Annotated in this window: 11 protein-coding genes; 4 read left to right on the top strand and 7 right to left on the bottom strand. The window is 56.3% G+C overall.

Translation table 11 applies throughout. The features are described 5' to 3' along the window. Positions 1 to 12 precede the first annotated feature (12 nt). The 4 genes from C8N30_RS06220 to pdxR all read right to left on the bottom strand — a co-directional run bounded on the left by C8N30_RS06220 (position 13) and on the right by pdxR (position 7,260). The gene (locus C8N30_RS06220) at positions 13 to 2,853 is read right to left on the bottom strand and encodes a molybdopterin oxidoreductase family protein (protein ID WP_025063641.1); all 2,841 of its coding nucleotides are present in this window, start codon (positions 2,851 to 2,853) and stop codon (positions 13 to 15) included. A 16-nt stretch (positions 2,854 to 2,869) separates the two neighbouring features. Next, positions 2,870 to 3,868: a phosphate acetyltransferase gene (gene pta, locus C8N30_RS06215; RefSeq protein WP_025063640.1), complete on the bottom strand. Its 999-nt coding sequence runs from the start codon at positions 3,866 to 3,868 to the stop codon at positions 2,870 to 2,872. Positions 3,869 to 3,911: 43 nt separating this feature from the next. Then, the gene (xsc, locus tag C8N30_RS06210; protein WP_025063639.1) at positions 3,912 to 5,690 is read right to left on the bottom strand and encodes a sulfoacetaldehyde acetyltransferase; all 1,779 of its coding nucleotides are present in this window, start codon (positions 5,688 to 5,690) and stop codon (positions 3,912 to 3,914) included. Between the two features lie 85 nt (positions 5,691 to 5,775). Then, positions 5,776 to 7,260, bottom strand: coding sequence for a MocR-like pyridoxine biosynthesis transcription factor PdxR (gene pdxR, locus C8N30_RS06205; RefSeq protein WP_025063638.1), 1,485 nt, complete (start codon positions 7,258 to 7,260; stop codon positions 5,776 to 5,778). A 356-nt stretch (positions 7,261 to 7,616) separates the two neighbouring features. Between pdxR and C8N30_RS06200 the strand changes: the two genes are divergently transcribed. Further along, on the top strand, positions 7,617 to 9,137 hold the full coding sequence (locus tag C8N30_RS06200) for a calcium-binding protein (RefSeq protein WP_025063637.1): 1,521 nt from the start codon (positions 7,617 to 7,619) through the stop codon (positions 9,135 to 9,137). 87 nt (positions 9,138 to 9,224) lie between these two features. On the opposite strand, the gene C8N30_RS06195 is transcribed toward C8N30_RS06200, so the two are convergent. Next, a complete protein-coding gene (locus tag C8N30_RS06195) occupies positions 9,225 to 9,479 on the bottom strand; it encodes a hypothetical protein (RefSeq protein WP_025063636.1) in 255 nt (84 codons plus the stop codon). A 161-nt stretch (positions 9,480 to 9,640) separates the two neighbouring features. Then, positions 9,641 to 11,032, bottom strand: coding sequence for an aminotransferase family protein (locus tag C8N30_RS06190; protein ID WP_025063635.1), 1,392 nt, complete (start codon positions 11,030 to 11,032; stop codon positions 9,641 to 9,643). A gap of 703 nt (positions 11,033 to 11,735) precedes the next feature. Between C8N30_RS06190 and C8N30_RS06185 the strand changes: the two genes are divergently transcribed. From C8N30_RS06185 to C8N30_RS06175, 3 genes are all read left to right on the top strand, one after another. Further along, complete coding sequence (locus tag C8N30_RS06185) at positions 11,736 to 12,737, top strand: taurine ABC transporter substrate-binding protein (protein WP_409373582.1); 1,002 nt, start codon at positions 11,736 to 11,738, stop codon at positions 12,735 to 12,737. 118 nt (positions 12,738 to 12,855) lie between these two features. Beyond that, positions 12,856 to 13,662, top strand: coding sequence for a taurine ABC transporter ATP-binding protein (locus C8N30_RS06180; protein ID WP_025063633.1), 807 nt, complete (start codon positions 12,856 to 12,858; stop codon positions 13,660 to 13,662). Further along, entirely contained in the window at positions 13,659 to 14,927 is a 1,269-nt protein-coding gene (locus C8N30_RS06175; protein ID WP_025063632.1) for an ABC transporter permease subunit, read from the top strand. Before C8N30_RS06180 ends, C8N30_RS06175 begins: the two co-directional genes overlap by 4 nt. Before the next feature lie 200 nt (positions 14,928 to 15,127). On the opposite strand, the gene C8N30_RS06170 is transcribed toward C8N30_RS06175, so the two are convergent. Beyond that, positions 15,128 to 17,227, bottom strand: a complete 2,100-nt coding sequence (locus C8N30_RS06170) for a DEAD/DEAH box helicase (RefSeq protein ID WP_025063631.1) — start codon at positions 17,225 to 17,227, stop codon at positions 15,128 to 15,130. Between the last annotated feature and the right edge of the window lie 10 nt (positions 17,228 to 17,237).

The following is a 17,237-nucleotide window of genomic DNA, read 5'->3' as shown; positions in this document are numbered from 1 at the left end:
GCAAGGCAGAGGTCATTGGCCAACCTTCCACTTCAGCACTGACGGGCCTTTTCCAACGGGTGATTTTTGGGCTGGCACCACGGGTTGCGAGAGGGCATCGGCAGGCGCCGGGACCTTCTTAACAGCCACTTTGAGGTCAAACCATGCTGCCTGTCCGGTAATTGGGTCGGAGTTGGCCCAACGCATGCCGTCCCCTTTCGGAGGGAGTAGTTCATGAATGAGGTGATTGAGAAGAAAGCCCTTGGTGGCCTCGGAGGCATCCTCGTCCAATGCCCACGCGCCTTTGCGTTTACCGATAGCGTTCCATGTCCAGATTGTGTTTTCGTTCAGCGCGGCCATTTCCATCACGGGTACGGTAATGCTGCCATGGGGCGAGGTGATTTCGGCCCAGTCGCCATCTTGCAGACCGTGGCCGCGCATCAATTTGGTTGGCATATACATCGGGTTGCGGCCATGAAGCTGGCGCAGCCATGCATTCTGGCTTCCCCATGAGTGGTACATCGCCATCGGGCGTTGGGTTAGCGCGGTAATAGTATAGCCTTCATTGCCTTGCTGGTCTGTCTCGTACCAGATCGGCAACGGCGACATTTTCTCTTTGATGCGCGCGCGAAGATGATCTGGTGGCTGGCGTTTGCCATGACCTTCTGCCGCGAGCTGGAATTTGCGCATCGGTTCGGAATAGAGCGTAAAGAGATAGGGCTGGGGCGCGTCATAAAGACCCATCTTGACCGCCCAATCCTGATAGGCGGTGTTCCAGGGTTTATAGTAGTTTGCCCCGTCGGGGATGTGGGAGGTGAAGAAGCCGCCATTCGCGATGTAGTTGTCGAGCTGGCTCTCGTTCGGGCTGCCGCGTCCGTGTTGCAGGCCATTATCACCGGTCCGCCAACCGGCCAGCGGCCCTACACCGGGGCGGCGCTCGTGGTTGACAATATAGTCGGCGTAATCGGCGTATTTCTGGCTGCCGTCCTCGTTTGTGAACGCGGGCAAGCCCAGTTTCGCACCCAGATCACAAAGCGCGGATTGAAACCCTTTTACATTCCGGTCAGGGGCAACCACCGGCCAGCGGATGGCGTCAGCCATCGCGTCTGCCTCACAAATTGGTCGGTCGAGCAACGAGATACAATCATGCCGCTCGAGGTAGGTGGTATCGGGCAGGATCAGGTCGGAAAAGGCGACCATCTCGGAGCTGTAGGCATCGGAATAGATAATCCGCGGGATCACATATTCGCCATTCTCGTCTTTGTCCGTGAGCATCTGCATGACGCCCGTGGTGTTCATCGAAGAGTTCCACGACATGTTCGCCATATACATGAAAAGCGTGTCGATCTTGTAGGGATCACCGGCATAGGCGTTCGAGATCACCATGTGCATCAAGCCATGGGCCGACATCGGGTTTTCCCACGTAAAGGCCTTGTCAATGCGCGCGGGGCTGCCGTCTTCCTTGAGAGCCAGATCATCAGGACCGTGGACGAAGCCGAGGTGCGGACCATCGAGCGGCTTGCCCGGTGTAACCTTGCAATGTGGTTTGGGATGTGCGGTTGCGGGCTTGGGGTAGGGCGGCTTGAACCGGAAACCCCCAGGCACTTCGACAGTCCCCAGAATGATTTGCAATGTATGCAACGCGCGACAAGTCTGAAAGCCGTTTGCATGCGCCGAAATTCCGCGCATCGCATGAAAAGACACAGGGCGGCCTGTCATTGTCTTGTGATGCTCGCCACGGAAATCGGTCCACTCATGCTCCAGCTCAATCGCTTCGTCAAACGCGACGCGGGCCAGCTCTGCCGCTAATGTGCGGATGCGCTTGGCGGAGATACCGCACCGTTCGGCGACGGCTTCCGGGCTGTATTGATCGTCCAGATACATCTCGGCCATCTGGTGGAATACGGGGCGATGCGTGACGCCAGCGACACGGTGCGTTGCGGCCAGATCGGGGCGGACGCCCTTTTGATCGTAGGGTGCAGGTTTGCCGGTGGTGCGATCAATAACCAGCTCTTTGCCATTCGCATCGCGCAGTTTTAACCCAAACTCGGGCGATTTTTCATCACAGTTAATCAGGACGGCTGCGTCTGTGTATTGCGCAAGATAGTGGAGGTCGATGCGTCCTGCCTTCATCAGGCAATGGATCATCGACAGAATGAACAAGCCGTCGGTGCCAGGTGTGATGCCAACCCAGTCATCGGCAACAGCGTTATATCCTGTCCGGATCGGATTAACGCCGATGATGCGCGCGCCTCGTGCCTTGATCTTGCCGATGCCCATCTTGATTGGGTTGCTGTCATGATCCTCGGCGACCCCGAACAGCATGAACAGCTTTGTATGGTCCCAGTCGGGCTGCCCAAACTCCCAAAATGCGCCGCCCATTGTGTAGATGCCTGCGGCAGCCATGTTGACGGAGCAAAAGCCGCCGTGGGCTGCATAGTTCGGCGTGCCGAAAGACTGCGCAAACATCGAGGTAAAGCTTTGCGACTGGTCACGACCCGTAAAGAACGCCAGCTTTGAGGGATCGGTTTCGCGGATCGGTTTGAGCCAGCTTGCCGCGATTTCATAGGCTTCGTCCCAGCTGATTTCCTCGAACTCGCCTGATCCGCGCTCCCCCACCCGTTTCATCGGGGATTTGAGGCGCGACGGCGCGTTGTGCTGCATAATACCGGCAGACCCTTTGGCGCAGAGGACGCCCTTGTTAACCGGATGGTCGCGGTTACCCTCGATATAGGCAACTTTGAGATCGCCGAGCGGGTCCTTCTTCATGTGGACGTTAATGCCGCAGCGACAGGCACACATGTAACAGGTAGTTTTGCGGATTTCGTCAGAGACGTGCGGGCTAAGGTCCAGCACTGGCTGCTTGTGGGTCATTGTCTCTCCTGACGGGTCATTTCGCGGCCTGCAATGTTGTAACGGCGATCATGTTGGTCACATCAGTAGCAGTACAGCCGCGTGACAAATCATTCGCGGGTTTAGCAAGCCCTTGAAGAATGGGACCGATAGCATTGCAGCCGCCGATACGCTGCGCGATCTTATAGCCGATGTTGCCTGCGTCGAGGTTGGGGAAGATCAGAACATTGGCATGACCGGCTATGGGTGATCCCGGTGCTTTGGACGCACCCACATCCGGCACAAACGCGGCATCAAACTGTAATTCACCGTCGGCGGACAACTTGGGATGATCTGCCTGCAAAATTGCCAGTGCATCCGTCACCTTGGTCACGCGCTCATGGCGTGCGGATCCCTTGGTAGAGAAGCTCAGCAGGGCAACCTTTGGTGTGTCGCCTAGTAGCTGCACACATGACGTCGCGCAGGCTGCGGCAATCGCCGCCAGTTCGGCCGCATCAGGATCGATGACCAGCCCGCAATCGCCAAAAATCATGGCGGTGCGGCCAGAGGGGTGGTTCGCAGGCAGGGCCATCAGGAAGAAGGATGAAACAAGGGCTGCATCGGGGGCTTTGCCGATCATCATCAATGCCGCGCGCACAGTTTCTGATGTGGTTGCAACAGCCCCTCCGACGGTGCCCTCAGCATCACCGTTGCGCACCATGAGTGCGGCAAACACCAGAGGATCGTGGGCCTGAAGGGCTGCTACGTCCTCGCTCACCCCCTTGTGCTTGCGCAGATCAAGATAAAGGGCGGCGTAGCCTGCAGTGCGCGATGAAGTTTCGGGATCTTCGATATGAAGCCCAACCCTGCCCACGGCATTGGCCTTTACCAGATGTGCGGTAACTTCAGCGTAAGGACCGACAAGGGTGATCGGCCCCAAGCCCGCGTCGAGCGCTGCAAGCGCACCGGCCACAACCCTTTGGTCGTGGCCTTCGCTCAGTACGATATGGGCAGGCCGGGCGGCTGCGCGGGATTGAAGATCGCGCAGAACGCTCATGCCGGCCTACCTGTTTGATATGATGGATTGTTATGCACCTGTCTTAGACGACCTGCGGACGCATGTCAGCCGCATTGATGCCCGCAACCTGCACCGGCTTCTTCATCGCATCACGGCGGAAGGGATCGCCCAGCTCTTGGTTAATCATCGCTTCGATCAATGTGGTGATCCCGTTCTCCATCTGGTCCTTGATGGCCTGATCCAATGCCGCGGTCAGCTCGTCCATCGTGCGGGCGACCACGCCCTTGAGGCCACATGCGGTTGCGATACCGGCGTAGGATACGCCCTCGTCGAGTTCTGTCCCGACGAAATTATCGTCGAACCACAGAGTCGAGTTCCGCTTTTCCGCGCCCCACTGGTAGTTGCGGAAAACGATCTGGGTGATCGCAGGCCAGTCGCCGCGCCCGATCGCCGTCAGTTCGTTCACCGAAATCCCGAACGCGCCATCCCCTGCGAAGCCGACAACCGGGACATCACGCTTGCCGATTTTCGCGCCGATGATCGAGGGCAGGCCGTATCCGCAGGGACCAAACAGGCCCGGCGCCAGATATTTGCGGCTTTCGTTAAAGGAAGGATATGCGTTGCCGATGGCGCAATTGTTGCCGATATCCGACGAAATTATCGCCTCAACCGGCAGTGCGGCCTGAATGGCCCGCCATGCCATTCTTGGTGACATCCAGTCAGGCTTGGCTTTGCGTGCACGTACGTTCCAATCTGTGCCGGGGTCATCTTGTTCGTCTGTCATTGAGGTCAACTCTTGTGCCCATGCAGATTTAGTCTGGGCGATCAGGGCTTTGCGCTCTTCGCGGCCTGCATCGCCTGCAGTGCTGGCCAGTTTGGCGGTAATTGACGTAGCAACTTTTTGTGCGTCGCCAACAATGCCGACCGTAACCTTTTTGGTCAGACCAATCCGGTCTGGATTGATGTCGACCTGAATGATTTTTGCGGATGTTGGCCAGTAATCAATACCGTAGCCCGGCAGCGTCGAAAACGGGTTGAGGCGTGTGCCAAGGCATAAAACAACGTCGGCTTTCGCAATTAGCTCCATGCCAGCCTTTGAGCCGTTATATCCTAGCGGACCTGCGAAAAGCGGGTGGTTTCCGGGGAAGGCATCGTTGTGTTGATAGCCCACACAAACAGGTGCATCCAGCGCTTCAGCCAAAATGCGCGATGCTTCGATCCCGCCTTTTGACAACACCGCGCCAGCGCCGTTCAGGATAACAGGGAATTTCGCACCCGACAGCAGGTCGGCAGCGTTCTGCACTGCAACTTCGCCGCCCTGTGGAAGTTCGAAGTCGACAATCATAGGCAGTTCGATATCAATTACTTGGGTCCAGAAATCGCGTGGGATGTTGATCTGCGCAGGACCCGATGCGCGTTTGGCTTGCATGATTACACGGTTTAGGGTCTCGGCGATGCGGCTGGGGTCGCGGACTTCTTCCTGATATGCTACGCAATCGGCGAACAGGTTCATCTGTTCCATTTCCTGAAACCCGCCCTGTCCGATCGTCTTGTTCGCGGCCTGCGGGGTCACCAGAAGAACGGGTGTGTGGTTCCAGTATGCTGTTTTCACAGCCGTTACAAAATTGGTAATCCCCGGACCGTTTTGCGCGATCATCATCGACATCTTTCCGGTTGCGCGGGTAAATCCGTCGGCCATCATGCCGCCGGACGTTTCATGGGCGCAATCCCAAAACTTGATACCAGCATCGGGGAAAATGTCGGAAATTGGCATCATGGCAGAGCCGATAATGCCGAAAGCATTATCAATGCCATGCATCTGCAAAGTTTTTACGAAAGCTTCTTCTGTAGTCATCTTCATTGCAGGTGATCCTTTGGATTAGGTGAGCGCGAATCTTGTTACACATAAGTTAGTGTTTGCGCGGGCAAAGCGTTAGGGCCAGATACTACGCTGGAATATAACCAGCTTTTGACATAATGCTGATTTCCGATGCAAGAGCTTGCAGGCCGTCTGCGATGCGCGTTGCGGGAATGGAAGAGTAGCCAAGGCGATAGAAGTTCTGAGGCTGATCCTCGCCTCCGAAAAACGAATGCCCCGGCTCTATCAAAACCCCGCGCGCGCGCAGCTGTCTGGCGAGAATTTTGGTGTCGATCTCTTCGGGCGCGCGCATCCAGAACGAGGAGCCGCCATGCGCGCCCTGACCTGCGATCTGAAGACCGTTTTGGGCAATCGCCTCCTCCATCTTGGCGCGGCGTTCATGCAGGGCGTTCCCCATTCTGCGCACAAGCGCATCATAGTGTCCGAGTGACAAAAAGTAGGAAGCGGTGCGCTGGATATGGCCGGGGGGATGACGCAAAACCGAAGCCCGCAGCGCACGTGCCTCACGGATAAAAGGCTCTGAGCCGACAAGATATCCGAGGCGCAGGCCCGGAAAAAGTGATTTTGAAAAGCTGCCGACATAAATAACCCGCCCGTCCGTATCGAGAGATTTGAGCGCGGGGGACGGCGCGCGCAGAAACGAGGTTTCAAACTCGTAGTCATCCTCGACGATGATTGCATCAATCTCGCGGGCACGCTCCAACAGGGCGCGGCGGCGGGACATCGGCATCGTGGCGTTTGTCGGACATTGGTGGCTGGGTGTAGTGAAAATGACATCTGTATCCGGTGGGATCGCTTCGGGCGGGAGGCCGTCTCGATCAACGCGCACAGGTGTAACATGACAGCGTGACTGTATCAGAATGTCGCGTAGCGCGTGATAACAAGGATCCTCGAGAGCGGCGCGGCGGCGCTGCGTGAGTAAAACCTGAGCTGTAAGCCATAGTGCGTTTTGCGCGCCGAGGGTGATCAGGATTTGTTCGGGCGCGGCAGTTATCCCGCGGCGCGGTAGCGTGTGACGGGCGATAAATTCGATCAGTTGGGGGTCGTCCTGATCGTAGTAATCGTTGGTCATTGAGTCGAAATCGCGCTGGCCAAGTGCTTGCAGTGCACACAGCCGCCAGTTTGCGTGATCAAAGAGCGATTTGTCGGCCTGCCCGTAAACAAACGGATACCGGTATTGCGACCAGTCTTGCGGTTTTCTGGGGGTCACACCGCCGCTGAAGCGTTGACCGATGGCGCGGGTCCAGTCGACAGAATCCTGCATGTCGGGACCGGGTGTAAAGTTGGGCGGAGAGGGTGCATTCTCGGATACATAATAGCCCGAGCGCCCTCGGGAACTCAGATAATCATTCGCCAAAAGCTCGGTGTATGCGATTGTAACGGTTATGCGGCTGACGCCGAGATGCAAGGCGAGCTTTCGTGTGGAGGGTAGTTTCTCCCCGCGCTGGAATCGTCCTGATAGAATCCCCTGTGCAATCATTTGCTGGATTTGCGATTGCAGCGTTCCTTGAGCGTCTTGCTGAAGAAAAAACGTCTCTACCGGCAGTGCCATGTTTGCCCCCTACGTTTGGACTTATTTTAGAGCATAACTGGACCTACGCTAAAATGAAATGAAAACTGGCATTGGAGATATAGTACCAGACGACCGCATTTAATCAAGGCAATAATGAGACTTTTAGTTTCAAAAGTTATAGCATTTCTGCTATTTTGGCGTCGCGATTTTCAACAGCTGCCAGCCGGGTTTTTGGGCGCATGTCAGCAAGAAGAAGCTCACCGGTGATCTCGCAAAAGTGCCGGACCTTTTCTACGTCGCCGTCTTATGAATATGCATTAGAATTCGCTAAAATTTACATTGCTGAAAATGGGTTATCCTGTTGATATTCAGATATCCTATGGGGGATTAGGAAAATGGAATATTTGGTGCTTGGGTTGGCGGTCTTGCTTGGCTCGGTCTTATTTCAGGACGACGCAGAAGTTCCTGCGTCCGAAGGACCGGACGGTGAGCCGGAAATTGATCCTGAGGTGGAGAGCGGGACGGACCCTGTCGATCCGGTGGACACCGAAGAGGTTGACGACCGTGATCTCGGGGCAACTGTGACCGAAAACGCAGATGGCAGTATCGCGATTGAGTTGGGCGAGGACGAGCTCGGCAGCTTGACCGCGCTTAAATTCGAGCAGCGCTCGAACGGCGAGAATTTCGATCAGGTGTTTAGTTTGGGGATTTATCTCGTGCCTGCGGGGGCCGAAATTCCGATCGATCCTACTGGTGTGCAGCTTCCCTACGATAGCATCGAGGATATGATAAGCTCCCTTGGTCTGACGGAACTGGTGTCATTTGATTTGGGAACGTTAGGACAGGAGGGTAGTACGCAAGACACGCGGGTAGAGCCGCCGTCGATCACTTCGGACGATCCGATCGACATAATCAGAGTGCCGTTTTTCATAGGGGACGGCGGCGAATTCTTTGTCTTGTCGGAAGCCGACGAGACGCTGTCGCCATTCGAAGAGGCGGGCATTTACTCAATCGGCGTTGAACTTGTGCGCACCGATGATGATTACACTGGTACTGATGGACGGGACTTTGTCCTTGCCGAGGGTGCAGAGGATGCAGCCCCTGTACGGGTTAACGGGTTGGATGGCACTGACGTACTTATCTCCAATATTCAGGGGAGCGTGCTTGAAGGTGGTGACGGCAACGATTCACTTTACGGACCTGCCAACGGGAATACCGTACTTGGCGGGGCAGGTGACGATACATTGTTTGTCGGCGCTGGCGGCACAGCTTTTGGCGGTGCGGGGAGTGATAGCTTATCTGGTTCGACCAATGCAGGCGGTTTTGGTTATAACGAGCTATTTTTCGAGCAGGACGAAGCGCCCGAGGACCTGACCGTCAATTTGTATGGTGGTGCAGGCAATGATATCCTCACGCTGTCGGGCATGGATGTAAACGGGTTCGGCGGGTCGGGGAACGATACGCTGACTGTGGGCGATGGCGCGCGCGGGTTCGGGGGCTCGGGCAATGACTTTTTCGGTTTGGATGCTGGAGCTGTTGCAGGGGGCGATGAAGGGGATGATACCTTCCAGTATATCGCGCGCGTAGATTTCAGGAGTTCCGAAGATACTGTGGTTCTGACGGGCGGTGCGGGCGCAGACAGATATGAGTTTGCGGTGTCGAATATCTTCGAGGATCAACAGGGAGAGTTCTTGCGGATTACGGATTTCGATCCTGCTGAGGATGTGCTGGTCGTGCAGGACTGGAGTGGTAACGATTTGCGCTTTGTCGGCCTGCGTGAAGCCCCTGACGGTAGCTACACGGATGTTGTGGCGACCTATACGGCTGAAGCGGAGGGCTTGGGCAACCCGCATGTTGAGGCCACAATCAGGCTTGAAGGTGTGACAGGCTTTAGTTTGGACCAACTGGTAGCATGAAACACAAAGCTGTTTAATCTATCTGATGAGAGACTAAAAAAGGCCCCGTCTAGTGGCGGGGCCTTTCTCTATAGGTGGTACATTATGTTACGGGCAAACAGCCTTGTAGGTGGAGCCGTCAGGGCGCTGGTACGTACAGCCGCCGCCCTGAGAGTTCAGTACGGCACCAGTCGCGAGGCCAGCACCGCCGCCGATGATCGCGCCTTTGAACTTATCGTCGCTGCCAGACACAGTGGCACCCAGAGCTGCACCAGCGAGCGTTGTCGCGGCAAGATTACCTTCAGGCGTTGCACATGCGCCGAGTGCTGCGATGAGCGGGAATACGAGAGCAAATTTTTTCATTATTTCAGTCCTTTTTTGCGAATTAACGCGTGGGAAGTAGAAAAGTTCCCTTCGGGGGGAGGGTAATTCACAGGCCGGTTGTAGCCGGGTGCTGTCGGGCAACATAAAAAAGGCCCATCCCGAAGGATAGGCCCCTGTTTTAACGATCAGCGGTAGACCGCTTAGGCGAATACGCGGCCAAGTGCACCGTCCACAGCATCAATGATCTGGTTTATATCATCCTTTTTCGCGATCAACGCGGGCGAGAAGCACAATGTGTTGTTCTTTCCCGGCAGAGAGCGGTTTGTGGCGCCGATGATGACACCTTGCTGCATACAGTCGCCTACAACACTTTGAACCAGCTTTTCGGTAACTGGTTCTTTGGTGGCGCGGTCAGTGACCAGCTCCGCTCCCAGGAACAGACCCTTGGAGCGGACATCGCCGATGACTGAGAATTTATCCTTCAGTTCCAGTAACCTGTCGGTCATATAAGCGCCCATATCGAGAGTGTTTTGCAGCAGGCCTTCACGCTCGATGATGTTCATGTTCTCAATCGCGGCGGCTGGGCCGGCAGTGCAGCCACCAAAGGTGGAGATGTCGCGGAAATAGTTCATGGGATCAGTAGCGTCATCCTTGAACATATCGAACACGGCCTCTGTGGTTACAAGGCAGGCGATGGCGGCATAGCCCGAGGCCACGCCTTTTGCCATTGTCACCATGTCGGGCTTGATCCCGTAGTGCTGGTAGCCGAACCATGTGCCGGTGCGGCCAACACCGCAAACCACCTCGTCGATGTGAAGCAGAATGTCGTACTGATCGCAAATCTCGCGGATACGCTCCCAATAGCCGTCAGGCGGGGTGATGACGCCGCCGCCTGCAGTCACAGGCTCGAGGCACAGGCCGCCAACAGTTTCAGGGCCCTCCTCAAGAATGACTTTCTCGATCTGGTTGGCGGCCCAGACACCGTAACCCTCGATAGGCGCGCCGTCCTGCTCGAAGCTGCGATATTCGAGGCAGTGGGGGACGCGGACAAATCCCGGGGTAAAGGGCCCGTATTGTGCGGCACGTTCGTCCTGACCCGTGGCAGACAGGCAGGTGATGGTGGTGCCGTGGTAATCGCGGTCACGGAACAGAATCTTGTGCTTCTTCCCGCCAAAGCGTTTGACCGCAATCTGGCGAACCATTTTAAAGCCCTTCTCGTTCGCCTCTGATCCCGAGTTGCAATAATAGACGCGGCTCATGCCGGGCATCTTGTCGATCAACATCTCGGAGAACATGGCGCCGGGTATCGAGCCTGCGGAGCCTGCAAAGTAGTTCAATTTCACCAGCTGGTCGCGCACGGCGTTGGCGATTGATTCGCGACCGTAGCCAACGTTCACTGTCCAGACACCGCCCGAGACGGCATCCAGATGCTCTTTGCCCTTTTGGTCCCAGACACGCATGCCTTTGCCTTCCACGATGATGCGCGGATCAGTTGTTTCATAGGGTTTGTGCTGGCTCAGATGGTGCCAGACGTGTGCGCGGTCCGCCTCTACAATGCGGGAAATATCATTTTCGTTGAATGTACCGTCCATGGTGGCGACCTTTCGATTGAGCGCAAATATGGGAAATCAGCAGTGCGTTCCCCGAATGTAATCATGTTAGACGGGGAAATACATTCTGGAAATAGGGCCAGTGCAAGCGGAAGAATAGGGCCAGTTTTGGAGGCTTGCGGAAAACCTGCTGTTATTGGTTGATTTGAAGCGCGACGCGAGGCCGGAAGCCTCGCAATTCAGCCAAAAGTAGCATGGTGGAAATTACAAAGCGCTACATTTTTCAGCAGCGGAGCTCTTGCAGCGCAGTGCGACAAGAATGGAAATACGGTGCTGTGAGCCGCACGCCGGGCGGACCTTTCTATGACCTTTCCTCTCTGGGGGGAAGCACGCACGATGTGGAAAACTGGACTCATGGCGGGGAAGTAACTGGTGATTTCGTTTTGGAGTGCAAGCTCCAGAGTGATGCAAGTTCAGGCAAATTGCACGCAAGGTGCGCAATACCTGAGCGGGCTGTGCGAATTTCCGTTGGGCCTGTTAGGATGATTGGAAACTTCATTGACCACTGGGCTGGGACGGGAAAAACTAAAGCTGATATTGGGTCCCGTCGTCTCGATACAGGTGCAAAGTATTGCAACTGGCTGTTGCTTCACACAGGATGCAGCGTCAATTGTATAGCATGAAATACACAATCCCGAGTTCTGACAAAGGAGCCGGGCAAAAACAAAACTGGGAGAGTTTTATCATGATGAAGAAAACAGTAAGCGCGTTTGTCGCCGGCGCAGTGATGTCGATTGCATCCACCTCGGCCTTCGCAGATGGCCACGGTGAAATTACCGTTGGGTACTTCCTCGAATGGCCGATGCCTATGCTGGCGGCAAAAGCCTCTGGCGCTTATGATGAAGCGCTGGGCATGAAGGTCAACTGGGTCTCGTTCGAGACAGGTACTGCCATGTCCGCTGCGATGGCATCCGGGGATGTTCAGCTGTCCGTTTCTCAGGGCGTGCCACCCTTCGTGGTCGCAGCCTCGGGTGGGCAGGACATCCAGGTGCTCGACGTAGCGGTTTCCTACTCCGACAATGATAACTGTGTTGTCGCTGCGGGTCTGGAGATCGATAAGGATTCAGCCTCTGAGTTGGCGGGCAAGAAGGTGGCCGTGCCACTGGGCACAGCCGCGCACTACGGCTTCCTGCGCCAGATGGACCATTTCGGCATCGACGTTGGAAGTTTGTCTGTTGTGGATATGGCGCCACCGGAAGGTGCAGCGGCACTGGGACAGGGCGCAGTTGACTTCGCATGTGGCTACGGCGGTGGCTTGGGCCGCATGAAAGAGTTTGGCAACGTACTGCTAACAGGGGATGAAAAAGAAGCATTGGGCATTCTGGTGTTTGACGTCACTTCGGGTCCTGCCGGATACGTCGCCGAGAACGGCGAGACAGTTGCCAAGTTCCTGAAGGTGACAGCGGATGCCAACGCGGCATGGGCAGCAGATCCCTCCGACGAAATGCTTGAAGTGATCGCCAAGGAATCGGGCATGGATTTGGATGCGGCACGCGCGTCGATCTCCACAATGAAGTTCCCGACTGTGGAGGCGCAGCTGTCCGAGACATGGCTGGGTGGCAATGCAGCGACCTTTATGAAGGGTGTTGCTGATGTATTCGTCGAGGCAGGCTCGATTGATGCGGCGCTGGAAGATTATTCCGGTACTGTGAACACTGGCCCACTGGCATCTGCCAACGGCATGTAATTTCTGCGGGAATTATGATCGTCCGGCGCGCCCAGTGGTGCGCCGGACCTTTTTCCGACAACGAGGCGGGGCCAACCCGTCCTAGAGAGGCCGTAGGTTTCGGCCAGAAAGTAGGGACATGTCCGGACTACTGATTGATCAGTTATCGATGCGGTTCGATTTGCCGAACGGCGGGTCGGTGCAAGCGCTCAAGAACGTGTCGCTGGATCTCAAGGCTGGTGAATTGCTGAGTGTGCTGGGCCCCTCGGGCTGTGGCAAGACGACATTGCTCAATATCGTTGCAGGATTTTTGGCGCCGACCCAAGGCGAGATGACCCTGAACGGCAAGAAGATCACTGGACCCGATGCCGATCGTGGGATGGTATTCCAACAAGGTGCCTTGTTCGAGTGGATGTCCGTGCGTGATAATGTCGGATTCGGTCCCTCGATGAAAGGTATGCCAAAAAACGACAAGGCAGAGATTGTGAATCACCTGCTGGATGTTGTTGGATTGCAGGATTTTAAAGAAAAGGCGGTCTATGAGTTGTCGGGCGGTATGCAGCAGCGTGTCGCACTGGCACGCTGTTTGGCAAACGATCCTGATGTAATTTTGATGGACGAGCCGTTGGGCGCACTGGATGCGTTGACGCGCGAAAAGATGCAAAGCCTTGTGCTCAAACTTTGGAAAGAGACTGGCAAAACGATCATCCTGATCACCCACTCTGTCGAAGAAGCGCTGTTGTTGGGTGAACGTCTGATCGTGATGGCGCCGCGACCCGGACGTATCCATAAGGAGTATCGCCTGCCGTTTGCCGAACTCGGCGTGGCAGCGGACCTGCGAGAGGTGAAGAAACACCCCGATTTTGCGGTCAAGCGCGAAGAGATATTGAATATGATTTGGGACATGGAAGAAGAAATCATGGGCACAGCGGAGGCAGACGCATGACCGGCCTTATTGTATTGGGTGTCTATGTTGGCATTTTTGTTGCAGCAATGTTTGTGTTTACCCGTTTGGGCGCGGGTCTTAAGGACTATATCTCACTGAAGACGGTGACGTTCGGCGACGAAAGCGCAGTGCGGCCCAATCGTGCTGCGGGTATCATTTCGATCCTGACGCTGTTTTTACTTTGGGGGATGTTCACCGGGTCATCGTTGCTGCCCGGATTTTTGCATGCGCCTGGACCATTCGCGGGGCAGACATCGTTTGATTACACGGTTGAAGCCAACGGGCAGACCGATACTGCGACGGTTACGGTGCTGGTACATAATCGCGCTGAAAACCCCGATCCTGTCGCAGTTGAGGTCGGAAACGGTTTTGCCAAAAATGACAGCATCACGGTGGCGCAGTACCGCAGCCAACTGGTGAGTTTCGACCGCAATGATGACGTGAAAAAGACTGACGGGGCGAAAATTGTCGCAATCAATGGCCAGAAGGTCCGGCCCGGCAGTACAGTTGAGATTGAAGGCGGATCGGTCACGATTTCTGACAAGGGCACGCCGAATTTTTCGCCCGAAAACGGGTTGCAGATGGAGGCGCTTTATCTGCCTTCGCCCGAAGCAGTATTCGACCGGACACTCAAAGTGCTCGACGAGGGATTTCGCGGCACATCGCTGCTGGGGCATCTGGGCTGGTCATTGTTCCGTGTTGTCGCGGGCTTCGTTTGTGGGGCCGTCGTTGGCATTCCGCTGGGCTATGCCATGGGGCTGAGCAATTGGTTCCGTGGGTGGTTTGATCCAATTGTCGAGTTTATGCGCCCTGTGCCGCCGTTGGCGCTTATTCCGCTGGTGATTATCTGGGCGGGTATTGGCGAGACGGGCAAGATCATCCTGCTGTTCCTTGCCGCGCTCTGGATCATGGCCATCGCGGCGCGTTCGGGCGTGTCGGGCGTGAACATCGCCAAAGTACATGCCGCTTATTCGCTTGGGGCTAGTAAATGGCAGATCATGCGCCACGTGATCATTCCTAACTCGCTACCGGAGATATTCACCGGTGCGCGTGTGGCGATGGGTGTGTGTTGGGGAACTGTCGTCGCCGCTGAATTGGTAGCCGCGGAAAAAGGGGCGGGCATGATGATCATGGTTGCGTCCAAGTTCCAGAATACTGACATCGTTATTCTGGGGATTATCCTGATCGGGATTATTGGATTTGGCATTGATATGCTGATGCGTGGGGCCGAGCGGGTGTTGGTGCCGTGGAAAGGCAAAGGCTGACCCGACCTGTGGTCGAAAAACGCTCTGGAAAGCAATTTAAACCTTTGCGAGCGGAATAAGAGAGCTAGAGATATTCCGGAACAGATGCCGAAGTATTAAAACGCAAAAGGCCGGAGCGAATACTCCGGCCTTTTTATCTGTTTGGCGATGCACGCAGGGATCTGGATTTTTTGTCGCCCTTTGCCTCATTGCTGTCTAGTTTATTTTTTAGGGCCGCCCGGCTTTTTGCTTTTTCCTGGAGGGGTGAAGCGTTTTGATGCGTCTGCGGCGCGGTTATAGCCGCCTGCAGGCTTTGCATCACGGGCTGGTGCGTCATCTTTAGATGGTTTTTTCCAGACTGCTTTTGCGCCTGACTTTGCAGCGGGCTTTTCACCGGCGGGCTTGTCTTTCCAAACAGGTTTCGCCTTTGGCTTGTCGCCTGCCTTCATCGGTGTGCGCTCGGTCTTGTGAGACTTTGGCGGGCGAGTGGCGTCGCGCTTTGATTTGGCCGGTGCCGCTCCGCGTGGTTTGTCTGTACGCGGTTTGTATTCGTTGGCTGCTGACTCGTCACGCTGGGGCTTTGCCTTGTAGGCAGGCTTCGGCGCATCTGGGTCATAGGCCGGTTTGTCAGCACGTGGTGCAGGCTTGGGGCCTTTGTCATACGTAGGCTTTGGCCCGCGATCGGGGCGGTCCGGCTTGGGGCCACGATCGGGCCGATCGCCACGACCTGCAGGCTTGGGGCCAAAATCAGGCACACCGTCGAGACGGGTCAGGGTCACGCCGTCTTCGGCCTTCATATCGGGGCCAAGGGCATTCACCAGCTTTGGAACAGCGCCTTCTGCCACTTCGACGTAGGAATGGCGCGGCTGGACGCGGATGGCGCCGATGTCGTCGCGGGTCATGTCGCCCACGCGGCAAAGCATCGGCAGGATCGTGCGCGGTTCTGCCCCGTCATTGCGGCCGGTGGATACGGTAAACCAGACAGATTTTCCGAATTCTGCACGTGGTGCATTTTCTTTTCCATCGCCGGGGTTCGACAATTCTTCCGGCGCGGAGCCGCGCGAGCGGTGCAAGTTAACAAACGCGGTGGCAAGTTGGGTGGGCGTATAACGCTCTACCAACTCTGCCACGAACTCAACCGCGTCTTCTGGGGCGGGAGTAGTCCATGCATCGTCACCCAGCAGGCGCTCCTGATCGGCGGCGTTCACTTCGGCGGCGGAGGGGGGCAGGGCCCATTCGGCGTCAAGTTTGGCCCAGCCCATCAGGCGGGTCGCTTTTGAGCGCATTTTTGGCGGTACGATCAAGGCAGAGACGCCTTTGCGCCCCGCGCGGCCTGTGCGGCCAGAGCGGTGCAGCAGCGTGTCGGCGTTGGTCGGCAGATCGGCGTGGATAACCAGCTCGAGGTTCGGAAGGTCGATGCCGCGTGCAGCAACGTCGGTCGCCACACAAACGCGGGCACGGCCATCGCGCAGGGATTGCAGGGCGTTGGTACGCTCTTGCTGGGACAACTCGCCGGACAGTGCCACAACAGAGAAGTTGCGGTTTGTCAGGCGCGCCGTCAGGCGGGCCACTGCGGCGCGGGTATTGCAGAATACGATCGCGTTTTTGGCTTCATAGAACCGCAAGATGTTGAGGATCGCATTTTCTGTATCACGCGGGTTTACTGTCAGGGCGCGGTATTCGATGTCCGAGTGCTGTTTACCATCAGAAACGACTGAAACGCGCTGGGCATCACGCTGGTAGGATTTTGCCAGTTTGGCAATCGCGGCGGGTACGGTGGCCGAGAACATTAATGTGCGGCGTGTCGCGGGGGATTCGCCCAAGATAAATTCGAGGTCTTCGCGGAAGCCCAGATCAAGCATCTCGTCCGCCTCGTCCAGCACGACGGCGCGAATGTCGGTGAGGTCGATGTTATTGCGTTTGATGTGGTCACACAGGCGGCCCGGTGTGGCCACAACGATGTGCGCGCCGCGGTCAAGTGTGCGGCGCTCGGTGCGGGTGTCCATGCCACCGACACATGTCGCGACAATTGCGCCTGCTTTACTGTAAAGCCATGTGAGCTCACGACTAACTTGCATCGCCAACTCACGCGTGGGGGCAATTACAAGAGCCAGCGGCGCGCCTGCGCGGCCGAATGTCAGCTGGTCACCCAGCAATGTCGGGGCGATTGCCATACCGAAGGCTACGGTCTTGCCCGAGCCGGTCTGGGCGGAAACCAGAAGGTCGGCGCCATCGAGTTCAGGGGCGATTACGGCGTCCTGAACGGGTGTCATTGTATCATAGCCTTGAGCGGCCAGTGCGTCTGCGATCGTTTGAATCAAGGGGTGTTCC

It is taken from the genome of Sulfitobacter guttiformis (assembly GCF_003610455.1).
GTDB lineage: Bacteria > Pseudomonadota > Alphaproteobacteria > Rhodobacterales > Rhodobacteraceae > Sulfitobacter > Sulfitobacter guttiformis.
The sequence above is the reverse complement of the archived record's forward strand: the minus strand, read 5'-3'. Positions and strand labels throughout refer to the sequence as shown.